The sequence below is a fragment of the Pseudomonas sp. 210_17 TE3656 genome, from assembly GCF_054821965.1.
Genome location: NZ_JBTRBC010000001.1, coordinates 865,193 through 878,551 on the forward strand (window position 1 = coordinate 865,193; position 13,359 = coordinate 878,551).

General features: G+C 61.7%; 10 protein-coding genes and 2 pseudogenes. 6 read left to right on the forward strand and 6 right to left on the reverse strand.

What is annotated here, in order from left to right; all coding sequences use genetic code 11:
- Nucleotides 1–6: 6 nt before the first annotated feature.
- On the reverse strand, nt 7–1,032 hold the full coding sequence (locus ACVI9W_RS04155; protein WP_461529282.1) for an NAD(P)H-dependent glycerol-3-phosphate dehydrogenase: 1,026 nt from the start codon (nt 1,030–1,032) through the stop codon (nt 7–9).
- Nucleotides 1,033–1,203: 171 nt separating this feature from the next.
- Here ACVI9W_RS04155 and ACVI9W_RS04160 point away from each other — a divergent pair, with 171 nt between their 5' ends.
- From ACVI9W_RS04160 to fabB, 5 genes are all read left to right on the forward strand, one after another.
- A complete protein-coding gene (locus ACVI9W_RS04160; RefSeq protein WP_461529283.1) occupies nt 1,204–3,315 on the forward strand; it encodes a TonB-dependent receptor plug domain-containing protein in 2,112 nt (703 codons plus the stop codon).
- The gene (locus tag ACVI9W_RS04165; protein WP_461529284.1) at nt 3,315–4,208 is read left to right on the forward strand and encodes an ABC transporter substrate-binding protein; all 894 of its coding nucleotides are present in this window, start codon (nt 3,315–3,317) and stop codon (nt 4,206–4,208) included. Before ACVI9W_RS04160 ends, ACVI9W_RS04165 begins: the two co-directional genes overlap by 1 nt.
- The gene (locus tag ACVI9W_RS04170) at nt 4,205–6,130 is read left to right on the forward strand and encodes an ATP-binding protein (protein ID WP_461529285.1); all 1,926 of its coding nucleotides are present in this window, start codon (nt 4,205–4,207) and stop codon (nt 6,128–6,130) included. The genes ACVI9W_RS04165 and ACVI9W_RS04170 overlap by 4 nt, the downstream gene beginning before the upstream one ends.
- A gap of 212 nt (nt 6,131–6,342) precedes the next feature.
- Nucleotides 6,343–6,858 carry a 3-hydroxyacyl-[acyl-carrier-protein] dehydratase FabA gene (fabA, locus tag ACVI9W_RS04175; protein ID WP_028945338.1) on the forward strand — a complete coding sequence of 172 codons (516 nt, stop codon included), beginning with the start codon at nt 6,343–6,345 and terminating at the stop codon, nt 6,856–6,858.
- 11 nt (nt 6,859–6,869) lie between these two features.
- The gene (fabB, locus tag ACVI9W_RS04180; protein WP_038613087.1) at nt 6,870–8,090 is read left to right on the forward strand and encodes a beta-ketoacyl-ACP synthase I; all 1,221 of its coding nucleotides are present in this window, start codon (nt 6,870–6,872) and stop codon (nt 8,088–8,090) included.
- A 117-nt stretch (nt 8,091–8,207) separates the two neighbouring features.
- Here fabB and ACVI9W_RS04185 read toward each other — a convergent pair whose 3' ends face one another.
- The 4 genes and pseudogenes from ACVI9W_RS04185 to ACVI9W_RS04200 all read right to left on the reverse strand — a co-directional run bounded on the left by ACVI9W_RS04185 (nt 8,208) and on the right by ACVI9W_RS04200 (nt 11,527).
- Complete coding sequence (locus tag ACVI9W_RS04185) at nt 8,208–9,284, reverse strand: methyl-accepting chemotaxis protein (RefSeq protein WP_461531792.1); 1,077 nt, start codon at nt 9,282–9,284, stop codon at nt 8,208–8,210.
- Between the two features lie 54 nt (nt 9,285–9,338).
- Nucleotides 9,339–9,833, reverse strand: a pseudogene (locus tag ACVI9W_RS04190) (MCP four helix bundle domain-containing protein); the annotation flags it as partial.
- A 138-nt stretch (nt 9,834–9,971) separates the two neighbouring features.
- Nucleotides 9,972–10,436, reverse strand: coding sequence for a DUF3859 domain-containing protein (locus ACVI9W_RS04195; protein ID WP_191832719.1), 465 nt, complete (start codon nt 10,434–10,436; stop codon nt 9,972–9,974).
- A gap of 85 nt (nt 10,437–10,521) precedes the next feature.
- Nucleotides 10,522–11,527, reverse strand: a pseudogene (locus tag ACVI9W_RS04200) (amidohydrolase family protein).
- 115 nt (nt 11,528–11,642) lie between these two features.
- Here ACVI9W_RS04200 and ACVI9W_RS04205 point away from each other — a divergent pair.
- Nucleotides 11,643–12,503: a pirin family protein gene (locus ACVI9W_RS04205; RefSeq protein ID WP_461529286.1), complete on the forward strand. Its 861-nt coding sequence runs from the start codon at nt 11,643–11,645 to the stop codon at nt 12,501–12,503.
- Nucleotides 12,504–12,611: 108 nt separating this feature from the next.
- Here ACVI9W_RS04205 and ACVI9W_RS04210 read toward each other — a convergent pair whose 3' ends face one another.
- A complete protein-coding gene (locus ACVI9W_RS04210) occupies nt 12,612–13,337 on the reverse strand; it encodes a dienelactone hydrolase family protein (protein WP_461529287.1) in 726 nt (241 codons plus the stop codon).
- Nucleotides 13,338–13,359: the final 22 nt, after the last annotated feature.

Here is a 13,359-nt window from a genome sequence, read left to right on the forward strand (position 1 = left end):
CTGTACTCAGTTGAAACCGCTGGTGGAGATGAAGTCGACATCGGTTTTCGGCTCGGCGCGCATCAGCAGCTCGATCACCTGGGTCAAGGTCCGGCCTTCGAAAAGAATCGCATGCAAGCCCGCTACCAATGGCATGTATACCTGCACTTCCTGAGCCTTGACCTTGAGCACCTTGAGCGTATTGACGCCTTCGGCGACCTCGCCCAGACGGCTGACCGCCTCTTCCAGGCTCAAGCCCTGGCCCAAGGCGTGACCGACCTGGTAATTGCGGCTCTTGGGCGAAGAGCAGGTGACGATCAGGTCGCCGACCCCGGCCAGGCCGAGAAAGGTCATCGGGTTGGCGCCCTGGCTCACCGCAAAACGGGTCATCTCCGCCAGGGCGCGGGTGATCAGCATGCTCTTGGTGTTCTCGCCCATGCCCAGGGCCACCGCCATGCCGGCAATGATCGCGTAGACGTTCTTCAGCGCGCCGCCCAGTTCGACACCGAACCGGTCGCTGCTGGCATACACGCGGAAAGTGCGCCCGTGCAGCACGTCCTGTACGCGCTGGCACAGTGTTTCGTCTTCACTGGCAACCACGGTGGCGGTCAGTGCATGCTCTGCCACTTCGCGGGCCAGGTTCGGCCCCGACAGCACACCGATGCGCGCCTCGGGGGCGATTTCTTCGAGAATCTGGCTCATCAACTTGAAGCTTTGCGCCTCGATGCCCTTGGTCAGGCTGACCAGCATTTTGCCGCTCAGCAGCTGCGCATGGGGCGCCAGCACACTGCGCAAGGCGCTGGAAGGCAGGGCGACGAAGATCAGCTCGCAGTCCTGCAGGGTCGCCAGCAGGTCATTGACCGGATCAACGCCCGGGTGAATTTTCACCCCTTTGAGGTAACGCGGGTTTTCCCGGTTGTTGCGCATGGCCTCGGCCTGCTCGGGGTCGCGCATCCATTGCCGTACGCCGATGCCGTTTTCCGCCAGCAGATTCGCCACGGCAGTGCCGAAACTCCCGCCTCCAAGCACTGCAACAGGCTGCTGTTCAGTCATATCCGATCCGTTAAAACCAATTAAAGTGGCGACTCCCGCATTATACGGAGCGCCCGTGCCAGAGCCAGCGCCAGTTGTATGAATTGACTGCGATATCGCGCCATACAGCACTGAAAAATGCTGGCCACTCGGTTAACATGCCCGGTTTGAATTCGCTACCAAGGCCGCACCGTGTCATTTGGCCCCCCGGCTTCACGCCCCCTCCTGCTGTTGACTGCCTTTTTTGGCGGTGCCGCGCTGGCTGACGACCTGTTCGTCGACAGCCAGGCCCTGCCCCAAGTGCTCACCGCCACCCGGCTCAAACAGTCACCGGCGGCCGTGCCGGGCAGCATGACCGTGCTCGACAGCGCCTTGATCCGCGCCAGCGGCGCCCGCGACATTCCGGAATTGCTACGCCTGGTGCCGGGGATGATGATCGGCTACGGCGCCGGCAACCAGCCCTCCGTCAACTACCACGGCAGTAACGCTAACGACGCCCGGCGCATGCAAGTGCTGATCGATGGCCGCTCGGTGTACCGCGCAGGGCTGGCCACGGTGGACTGGAGCGACATTCCCCTGGCCATGGAAGATATCGAGCGCATCGAGGTCTTTCGCGGTCCCAATACCGTCAGCTACGGCGCCAACGCCCTGATGGCTGTGGTCAATATTCTTACGCGCAAACCGGTCGACAGCCAGGGTACGCGGCTGAAGGTGACCCGTGGCCAACGCGGTATCAATGACTGGTATGCCAGCCAGGGTAGCGGTTGGGACGGCGGCGACCTGCGTCTGTCGCTGTCCGGCATGCAGGATGATGGCTTCGATCAAACCCGCAATGGCCAGGATTACCGCGACAGCCGTCGCCTCAACCGCCTGAACCTGAGCGTCAGCCACAGCCTGGCAAGCAATCAGAGCCTGGATTGGCAGTTCGCTGCCAAGGAAGGCAGCAACCAGCGCCCTTACACCTACAAGCCGGTGTTCTACGGCGTCACCGCCAGTGGCGACAATTCCGACGCCAAGGCCAAGGACTATGCCGGCTCGATGCGCTGGAACATTGACTTGAACCCCGAGCACAGCCTTTACCTGCAAGGTTCTGCCCAGCACTGGGATCGGCAGCAGGTCTGGCGTGCGTGCGATGCAGCATTGTCGTTCAGCCCGGAACTGACCCGCCTGTGGCAGGTCAACCCGAACTACGCGGAGCAAGTGGCCCGCAACATTCGTTCGCCGGTTCCCAGGGGCAGCGCCGAAGAACAGACGCTGGGCCGCCAGGTGCAGCAACAATGGCGCAATGGCGGTTCCAGCCAGGTCTGCGGCGACATCGACCAGAGCACCCGGGAAACGCGCTACGACCTGGAGCTGCAGGACACCCTCAGCCTGTCCGACAACCTGCGTCTGGTCAGCGGTGCCAACTACCGCTACGACCGCGCCGACTCGCAGACCTTCTTCAATGGCAGCCTGGACGACAGCACCTGGCGCCTGTTCGGCCACCTGGAGTGGCGCGCCGACGAACACTGGATTGTCCAGGGCGGAGCGATGTACGAAGACGCCCGGCTGTCCGGCAGCTCGCTCACACCACGCCTGGCGGTGAACTACCTGATCACCCCGCGCCACGGTTTGCGCGCGGTGTACTCCGAAGCGGTACGCTCGCCGGACATGTTCGAAAACAACGTCAACTGGAGTTATCGGGTCAACAACCTGCGCCCGGGCGCTTTCGGCCAGAACAGTGCCCAGTACTTCGTCAAGACCCGCGGGCCGGGCGACCTCGAACAGGAACGGATGCGCTCGCGGGAACTGGGCTATAACGGTTACTTCGCCGACGCCGACCTCAGCGTTGACCTCAAGCTGTTCTACGACGAAATCACCGGCATGATCAGCGAGCCGCTGCGCAACAACCAATACATCGCCAGCAACAGCAACAAAACCCGTTTCAGCGGCAGTGAAGCACAACTGGACTGGCGCCTGACGCCCGCCGATCGTTGGCGCCTGACCTACGCCCATGTCGACGCCTGGGCCAGCAATCCCGCCGATCGCCGCCTGAGCGCGCACAACAGTGGCTCGGCCGGCTGGCTGCGCGACTGGGGACAAGGCTGGTCCAGCGCGCTGTTCTACTATGGTGACGATGAACTGAACCAGTACCGTTTCGAGCGTGTCGACCTGCGCGTGGCCAAACAGCTGCGCTGGCAGCGCACCCAGCTTGAACTGGCGGGTGTCGTGCAGCAGCGCCTGGACGACGAGCCCACGACCTTTGCAGATAACCGCTACGACAGCCGTCACGTTGTGTACTTCAGTGCGGAGCTGGAATTCTGATGCGCATGCTGCGGCGCTGGCTGCTGCTGGTCTGTTTGTGGCCGGCGGGAATGCTCTGGGCCAGTGAAATCCTCCTCACCGGCAGCCAGGACAGCCCCGGTGTCGAGCAATTCGTTCAAGCCCTGCGCGAACGCCGCCCTGCCGACACTATTCACTTCGTTCCGGTCACCGAGCTTGCCCGCCCGTCCCGGCTCAATCCGTCCATCCGCCTGATTCTGCTCGACAGCACCGGGCTGGAATGGCGCCTGAGTGAAACAGCAGGACCGCCAGCACTGGCCATGCGGGTCAGCCGGGTTCAGGCCGAACAGCGCCTGGGCAAGCTGCGCCCGGCTTACCTGAGCCTGTTGTGGAGCGATCCGCCGCTGGACCGTCAGCTACGCCTGACCCGTTACCTGCTGCCCGAGGCCCGGCGGATTGGCGTGCTCTACGCCGAGCACAGCCGTTTCCTGGTCGACGAAGCGCGCCGCGCCGCCAAGCCCATGGGCCTTGAAATCATTGCCGAACCCTGGCCCGACCTGCGCGACAATCGTCCGCTGCAAACCCTGCTGCAAAGCAGTGATGTATTGCTGGGCATCGACGATCTGCAGCTGTACAACTCCAAGACCGCGAAGAGCCTGCTGCTCAGCAGCTACGGGCGGCAAATGGCATTGATCGGCCCCAACGCGGGCTTTGTCCGCGCCGGTGCCCTGGCCAGCACCTTGAGCAATCAGGACGATTGGCTGGCGGTGCTTGACCGCTTGCTCGATCAAGCGCCAGGCAAGTGGCCACGCGCCCTGTACCCCGAACATTTCAGAGTCGTCGGCAACCAACAGGTCGCCCGCGCCCTGGGCATCGGTACCATCGATCCCGAAGGCGCCGCACTGGCGCTGGCCGAAGGAGAACGCAGACCATGAGGCGTCGTCTGAGCTGGGACATTCATACCCGCACGCAAATCATCAGCCTGGGCCCGGCCCTGCTGCTGACGCTGCTGCTGATCAGCTTCTTTACCTTCGTGCGGATCCAGGACCTGCGCCAGGAGCTCAATCACACCGGCCAGCTGATCGCCAACCAGCTGGCGCCAGCGTCCGAGTACGGCGTGATCGCCGGTAACGACGAAGTACTCGAAAGCCTGATGCGTGCCACCTTGAGCATCCCGCATGTACGCTTTCTCGAGGTACAAGACAGCAGCAACCATATTCTGGTGTACGTCGAACAGCCGGACGAACACGACAACCGCGCCCAACAGGTCGAGGTGTTCCAGGCCCCTATCCGTCTGCAGCAGATCCGCCTGGACAACGATTTCCTGCATAACGGCAAGCAACCCTTGAAACATATCGATGATGATTACCTGGGCCGGGTCATCGTCGGTATGTCCAATGATGCGTTCAGCCAGCGCCAGCAGGAAATCGTGATCAAGGCCGGGATCCTGGCGCTGTTCGCCCTGCTCTTCACCTTCCTGCTGGCCCGCCGCCTGGCCCTGAGCCTGGCCAAACCGATCAGCGACATGGGCCATGCGGTCAAGGCCATCCAGCAAGGCGACTTCAATGCCCCCTTGCCGGTAGTCGATGACAGTGAACTCGGCCACCTCGCCCGCCACATCAATAACCTGGCCCGCGCACTGGCCCAGGCCAGCCATGAGCAACAGCAGGCGATGTCGCAATTGATCCAGGCCCGTGAAGAGGCCGAACAGGCAAACCGGGCCAAATCCGACTTCCTGGCCATGATGAGTCATGAACTGCGCACCCCCATGAACGGTGTGCTGGGCATGCTGCAGTTACTGGAAACCACGGCCTTGAGCGAGGAGCAGGTCGAATACACCGCCGTGGCCAGTGAATCGACCGGTCACCTGCTCAAGGTGATCAACGACATTCTCGATTTCTCGCGGATCGAGCGCACCCACCTGGAACTGGAGCACATCGATTTCAACCTCGGTGAACTGATCGGCAGCTGTGCGCAATCCTTCCAGCACCTGGCCGCCCAGCGCGGCTTGAACCTGCAACTGCTGTTGCCACCCGGTATGGAGCAGTTGCAGGTGATCGGCGACCCGACACGGATTCGCCAGATCCTGCTCAATCTGGTGGGCAATGCGCTGAAATTCACCGAGCAAGGCAGCGTCCGCATCGAACCCCGCTGGCAGGTGCTCGACCGCCAGCTGATCTGGTTCGCCTGCGCGGTGCACGACACCGGCATCGGCATCGACAACGAGCGCCTGGAAACCATGTTCGTCGCCTTCCAACAGGCCGACAGTTCGATTTCCCGGCGTTACGGCGGCACCGGCCTGGGCCTGTCGATTGCGCGCACGCTGGCGGAACGCATGGGCGGCACCTTGCGCGGTGAAAGCCGCCAGGGCCAGGGCTCGACCTTTACCCTGGAGATGCCGCTGACGCTGTCGGTGCAGCCAGTGCCATGCCTGCCCAGCCAGAACAGCGAGCAGGAAGAAGCAGGCCTGGGCCGGAAAATCCTGCTGGTGGAGGACAATCCGGTGAACCAGACCGTGATCGAAGCCATGCTGCGCAGCCTGGGATACGAGGTGCAGATTGCCGTGGACGGTGCCCAGGCCGTGTCGCAGGTTGCCCGACAGCGTTTTGCCGCAACCCTGATGGATTGCCGATTGCCGATTATCGATGGCTATGAAGCCACCCGGCGCATCCGCCAGCTGCCCCAGGCGGCGGCCATGCCGATCATCGCCCTGACCGCCAACGCTTTGCAGGGTGATCGCGAACGCTGCCTGAGCGCCGGCATGAACGATTACCTGGCCAAGCCGTTCAAACGGACTGATTTGCAGCAAATTCTGCAGCGTTGGCTGCCCGATCAGTCAGCTGCGACTGGCGATTAATCTGAAATTGCGGCAGTCTTATGGACTGGACAGGCTGCTTTGAAAGCCTGAAAATAAAATTTCAGTGCACAAGTGTACTTCTTTGCCCCGTGCGCTGTGACTTTCACTACAACGCAATAGTCTATGTGTAGGCTGCCGCCCCAAGCACAAGCGTTTTGGGTCGGCCGGGAAGATTTGCCCCCCTGCCGCACGGGGATTATTGAGGAGCTCGCATGACCAAACAAAACGCCTTTACTCGGGAAGACCTGCTGCGCTGCAGTCGCGGTGAGCTGTTCGGCCCAGGTAACGCGCAACTGCCCGCCCCGAACATGCTGATGGTGGATCGTATCACCCACATCAGCCAGGAAGGCGGCAAGTACGGCAAAGGTGAATTGGTCGCCGAGCTGGATATCAATCCAGACCTGTGGTTCTTCGCCTGCCATTTCGAAGGTGATCCGGTGATGCCGGGCTGCCTGGGCCTGGATGCCATGTGGCAGCTGGTTGGCTTCTTCCTCGGCTGGCAAGGCCTGCCGGGCCGTGGCCGTGCCCTGGGTTCGGGCGAAGTGAAATTCTTCGGCCAGGTCCTGCCGACCGCTCAGAAAGTCACTTACAACATTCATATCAAGCGCGTCCTCAAGGGCAAGCTGAACATGGCCATCGCCGATGGCTCGGTCAGCGTCGACGGCCGTGAGATCTACACCGCCGAAGGCCTTCGGGTCGGCGTATTCACCTCCACTGACAACTTCTAAGGGTTATCCGCATGCGCCGCGTCGTTATCACTGGTCTGGGCATCGTATCGTGCCTGGGCAATGACAAAGAGACCGTCTCCGCCAACCTGCGTGCAAGCCGCCCTGGCATCCGATTCAACCCGGAATATGCCGAAATGGGTCTGCGTAGCCAGGTTTCCGGCTCCATTGACCTCAACCTCGAAGAACTGATCGACCGCAAGATCTTCCGTTTCGTTGGTCACGCTGCCGCCTACGCCTATCTGGCCATGGCCGACGCGATCAAGGATTCGGGCCTGACTGAAGAGCAAGTGTCGAACCCACGTACCGGCCTGATCGCAGGCTCCGGCGGCGCCTCGACTCTGAACCAGATGGAAGCGCTGGACATCCTGCGCGAAAAAGGCGTCAAGCGCGTTGGCCCGTACCGCGTCACCCGGACCATGAGCAGCACCGTTTCGGCGTGCCTGGCCACCCCGTTCAAGATCAAGGGCCTGAACTACTCCATCGCCTCCGCTTGCGCTACCAGTGCGCACTGCATCGGTACCGCGATGGAACAGATCCAGATGGGCAAGCAGGACATCGTTTTCGCCGGTGGTGGTGAAGAAGAGCATTGGAGCCAGTCGTTCCTGTTCGACGCCATGGGCGCGCTGTCCAGCAAGCGCAACGACACCCCGGAAAAGGCCTCCCGTGCCTACGACGCCGACCGTGACGGTTTCGTCATCGCCGGTGGTGGCGGTATGGTTGTAGTCGAGGAGCTGGAGCACGCTCTGGCCCGTGGCGCGAAAATCTACGCCGAGATCGTCGGCTACGGCGCGACCTCCGATGGCTACGACATGGTTGCCCCAAGTGGCGAAGGCGCCATCCGCTGCATGCAGCAGGCGCTGTCCACCGTCGACACCCCGATCGACTACCTGAACACCCACGGCACCTCGACGCCGGTTGGCGACGTTGCCGAAATGAAGGGTGTACGCGAAGTGTTCGGCGACAAGGCACCAGCCATCAGCTCGACCAAGAGCCTGTCCGGTCACTCCCTGGGCGCCGCCGGCGTTCATGAAGCGATCTACTGCATGCTGATGATGGAAGGCAACTTCATTGCCGGTTCCGCCAACATCGACGAGCTGGATCCAGAAGTGGCTGACCTGCCGGTTCTGCGCGAAACCCGCGAAAACGCCAAGATCGACACCGTGATGAGCAACAGCTTCGGTTTCGGCGGCACCAACGCCACCCTGGTGCTCAAGCGCTGGGAAGGCAAGTAAGGGCTAGCCCCTTATGCTGAAACGCCCCGACTCGTCGGGGCGTTTTTGTTTATGTATCGCGGGGCAAGCCCGCTCCCACTGGCGTACTCTGTGGGAGCGGGCTTGCCCCGCGATAACTTACACCGAAAAACGCCCTACCAAGCCATTCAAATCAATCGCCAACTGCGACAACGCCTGACTCGCCGCATTGGTCTGATTGGCCCCCGCCGAGGTCTGCAACGCCAGATCGCGGATATTGGTCAGGTTGCGATCCACCTCCCGCGCCACCTGTGCTTGCTGTTCGGACGCGCTGGCGATCACCAGATTGCGCTCGTTGATCAGGCTGATCGCCGCGGCAATTTCTTCCAGCGCCGCCCCCGCGGCATGTGCCCCTTCCAGGGTACTTTGGGCACGCTCGTTACTCTGCTGCATGCCCTCCACCGCGCGCTCAGTGCCTTGCTGGATACCATGAATCATCTGTTCGATTTCCCGGGTCGACTGTTGCGTACGATGCGCCAAAGCCCGCACCTCATCCGCCACCACGGCAAAACCACGCCCGGCATCCCCGGCCCGGGCCGCTTCGATCGCGGCATTGAGGGCCAGCAAGTTGGTCTGCTCGGCAATGGCACCGATCACATCCAGCACTTTGGTTATACCGTGCACCTGTTGCGCCAGTTGCTCAACCTCCTCGGCATTGGAGGTCACACCTGCCGCCAGCGACTCGATCGAAACCACGGTCAGACGCACCTGTTCCCGGCCCTGGCGGGCAATGCGGTCTGATTCGCGCGATGCTTCGGAGGTGACCACCGCATTGCTCGCCACCTCCTCCACCGCCGCGGTCATCTGATTAACTGCCGTAGCCGCCTGCTCGATCTCCTGGCTCTGCTGCATCAAGCCGCGTGTGGCATCTTCGGTCACTGCGCTGAGCTCCTCGGAGGCCGAGGCCAACTGACTGGAGGAATCGGAAATTCTCCCGATGGTCTCGCGCAAGCTTTGCTGCATCTGCTTGAGCGCCGCCAACAGCCGCGCCGGTTCGTCCGCCCCCTGCACGGCAATCTGCGGAGTCAGGTCGCCGGTGGCCACTATCTCGGCCACCTGCAGTGACTGGGCCAAAGGGTGAACGATACTGCGGGTCAGAGTCAGCGCCAGGATAACTGTCATCACCAACGCGCCGAGCAAAAGCGCGATCACCCAGACCCGAGCGTTGTTGTACACGGCTGCGGCCAGGTCGGTAGCCTTGTTGGCATGGAGGTTATTGAGCGCAATCAGTTCGTTGAGCGTGGCGGTGAGCTGATCGGCCAGCTGGTTCATTTCGCCGTTGACCACGGCGGTCGCGGCATCGATCTGGCCCTGCAGCGACAGCTGGGTCACCTGAGCCTGCAACCCCATGTACTGTTGCTCGATCCTCAAATAGCGATCGAACAGCGACTGCTCTTCAGGCAGGACAATCAGCGCCTGATACTGCTGTTGCGCCTTGCTCAGGCCGGCCTTGATGTCCTCGATGCGCGCCTTGTTCTGCTGCAGCGACTGCGGGTCGCGATTGATCAGCAAGCGCAGGGTCAGGGCGCGAATGCGCAGAGTGTCCTGGGTCATCTGCCCCACTGCGACGACACTGGGCAACCAGTTGCTGTCGACCTGCTCGGATTGCTGGCGCATGCTGGTCATCTGCATCAGGGCGAAAACCCCCAAGGCAAGCACCAGCAAGGCCACCAAACCGAAGCCCAGGCCCGCCCTGGGCGCGATATTCATGCTTCTCAAGTTCATCTTCCGGCTCCCTCCAAAAGCGCTGCACAAGGATGCAGCTGTCCCTTGCTCTAGACGATATCGGGCCGTGGAAGATTTGCCTTAGACGAAAACATGATATCAAAATGCCTGCTCATCGCGACGGCAGGCGCAATCTGCTCAGCGCACGGTAAAACGCTGCTCGGCGAGCAGGCGGTCACCCTGAAAGACCATGAAATGCCATTGCCCCGGCACCACTTCGTGGTTTTCAGTGAACTCGTAAGCCATGACATCCTGGGCCGCCCCAGGCACCAGTTTCTGCACCACTTCAAATTTGTCGTGGCGTTTGCCATCCGGCGTGCGCACCCCGGGGGTGAGGTACAACAGGGTCAGCGGCGTGTCGTCCGCCACTTTGCCTTCCAGGCGGTAGCGCATGCCAAACTTGCTGCCCAGGCGCGCCGGGATCTGGTCGGTGGACTGGATAGTCTGGTTGCTCTGGGTCAGCACCCGCTCACCGGGCTGAAAGTTCTGGTGGCGGGTTTCAAACAGGCCATATTCAATCGGGCCTTCGACCCGGACCTCTGCACCGGCCAGGCCACTGACCAGCAAAAGCCCGCACACCGCACTGAAACGACTGAAAAACATGATGCACTCCATCAGGATTGATGGCGGCAGGCTATGACGCTGGCATGACAGACTGATGACAACTGCACATCCGACAGCGGCGGCCCTAGCGCTGCTTCGGCAGTACCGCGAGAAAATTGTCCCGCGCAACCTTCTGCGCCACATCCGCTGGCAAGGCATCGAGGAAAGGATCGAAGCCGTGCAACTGCTCACCCAGGCTGTCGAACCGTCCGACCACGTCAGAGCCGAGCATGAAGCGCTCCGGAAAGCGCTTGACCAGCGCCAGCCACTCAGCCTTGGGGTTGCCCTGCTCGTCCAGCAGATAAGGCTGCAGGACGCTCCAGGACAGGTCGATGTACAGGTTGGGATAGGACTCGAGCAGACGCGACAGAGTCGGCAGGAGGAAATCCAGCCGGGTCTGGTGACGGTGGATTTCCATGCTGCTGCCAGCATGCGCCCAGATGAAGCGGGTGTGCGGATGATTGCGCAACGGCTCTTCGATTTCGGCCAGGTACAGCGGATTGCGCTCACGCTTGGAGGTGATGTTGGAATGGATCAACACCGGCAGGTCCTGCTCGGCCGCCAGGTGATAGATACGGGTCATGGCTTCGTTGTTGGCCCGTGGCGTATCGCCGCTGGTCAGCGCCGTCAGATCGTCATGCCGGGTGAAGACCTCACCAATGCCCTGCCAGAGCCCGGGGTACAGTTCGAGCATCCGCTCGATGTGCGCCACTGCATTCTTGTCCACCGGGTTGAAGCCGGTCAGGAACGGATGAAAGCGCTGACGCTGCCTGGGCTCGAGTTTCTCCAATGCAGCGGCGACGTAGATATCGGTGGCGCTGTACCAATAGGCATCGGCATCGTCACCGGCGTAATAGCGCGGGCGTTTGGGGTTCATCCTCGTGCCATTTTTTCGCCACCGCCACACCGGAGATCATCGACTGATCGATGCGCGCCTGGTCCATGGCCTTGAGCAATGCATCCATGCCTTCGCTTTCCTGAAAGAAGTCTACGTAGTGCAGGTGTGCATCGCTGTAGCGGTACTCCCGCGCCTGCACGCTTTGCAGAGTCAGCGCCAGCAACAGGATCCAGCCCAGACTTCTGGCAAACATTGTGTATTCCTTGTTGGCGATTCAGACAGGGTAGACCGGTCAAGCCGCAGCGCAGTTCAGACGCTGCCTGTAACAGGTTATGCTCAAGCTCATCATCCCCGGCCTGGAGCCCACCGTGAGCAATCCCCTGGTCATCCGCCCTCGCACCGAATCCGTCGAGGGCCAACCGATCCTGCGCCCCCTGCCGTCGGCACAATGTCGCAGTGTCGGACCGTTCGTGTTCTTCGATCACATGCTCGAAACCGATTACACCGCCGGTAATGGCGTGAACATTCGTCAGCACCCGCATATCGGCCTTTCTACCCTCACCTACCTGTTCGAAGGCGAGATCCTGCACAAGGACAGCCTTGGCTCGGATCAACGGGTCAGGGCCGGGGACGTCAGCTGGATGACCGCGGGTAGCGCCATTGCCCATGTCGAGCGCACGCCGGCTGATCTGCTGGAAAAAGGCTCTCGCCTGCATGGCCTGCAAATCTGGCTGGCGTCTCCCAAAGACAAGGAACAGGGGCCCGGGCATTACAGCCACCACCCGGCTGCAACCCTGCCGGTCAGCGATAACCTGGGCGTTAGCATCCGTATGATTGCCGGTAGCGGCTTCTGCCTGGAGTCTCCGGTGCCGGTACTGTCGCCGACCCTCTACGCCCTGGTGCAGATGCAGGCTGCGACTACCCTGACCATCCCCAACGAGCATGCCGAGCGCGCGCTGTATGTGCTGGACGGTGAAGTGAGCCTTAACGACCAATCCGTCGAGCCCCACAGCCTAGTGGTATTACCTGAAGGCGAGGAAATGAGTTTGTATGCCGACAGTGAGAGCCGGCTGGTGCTGTTCGGCGGCGCAGCACTGGACGGACCACGGCGGATGAACTGGAACTTCGTGGCCAGTGATCCGGCGCTGATCGAGCAGGCCCGGGCGCGCTGGGCGGCTGGCGATTGGCCGACGGTGCCGGGGGAAAGCGAGCGGATCGAGTTGCCTTGAAATTATTGCGACCGCTATGCGGTCGATCGCCGGCAAAGCCGGCTCCCACAGGTTATGCATTGCCCTTGTGGGAGCCGGCGTTGCCGGCGATTTGGCGGCGTGCGGTCCTCAGCGCTGGAACACTTCATCCAGCAAATTGAACATCGCCCGGAACGCGCGCTTGGAGGTTCTGGCGTCGTACTTCATCTTGCCCGGCATGTTCGCTGCCGTATCGGTGAACGAGTGCACCGCGCCACCGTAGCTGATCAATTGCCAATCGACCTTGGCTGCGTCCATCTCGGCCTCGAAGGCCGGCAATTGCTCCTTGGGCACAAACGGGTCAGCCGCACCGTGCAATACCAGCATCGATGCCTTGACCTTGCCCTCCTGCGCCGGCAACGGGGTGTCGAGCGTGCCATGGAAGGACACTGCCGCCAGCAGGCGTGCATCTTCACGGGCCAGCTCCAATGCACAGCATCCGCCAAAGCAGAAGCCGAAGGTGCCCAGCTTGGCTGGCTCCAGCACCGCCTTCGATTGCCCCAGCAACTGATCCAGCGCCGCTTTCATGCGTTTACGCAGCTCAACCCGGTCATTCTTCAGCGGCATCATCGCCGCACCTGCTTCATCCATGTTCGACGGTCGCAGGGTCTGCCCGTAGATATCGGCGAGCAGCACCACATACCCCTGGGCGGCAACCTCGCGGGCAATCCGCTCGGCGCCTTCGCCAACCCCCATCCAGTTTGGCGCCATCAGCAATCCAGGCTGCTCCTTGGCACCCTGGGTATAGAACAAACGACTCTCATAGGCTTTGCCGGCAACATGATAGACCAGCGATTCGACGGTAACCTTGCTCATGCACTCCTCCTTGCACCATGAA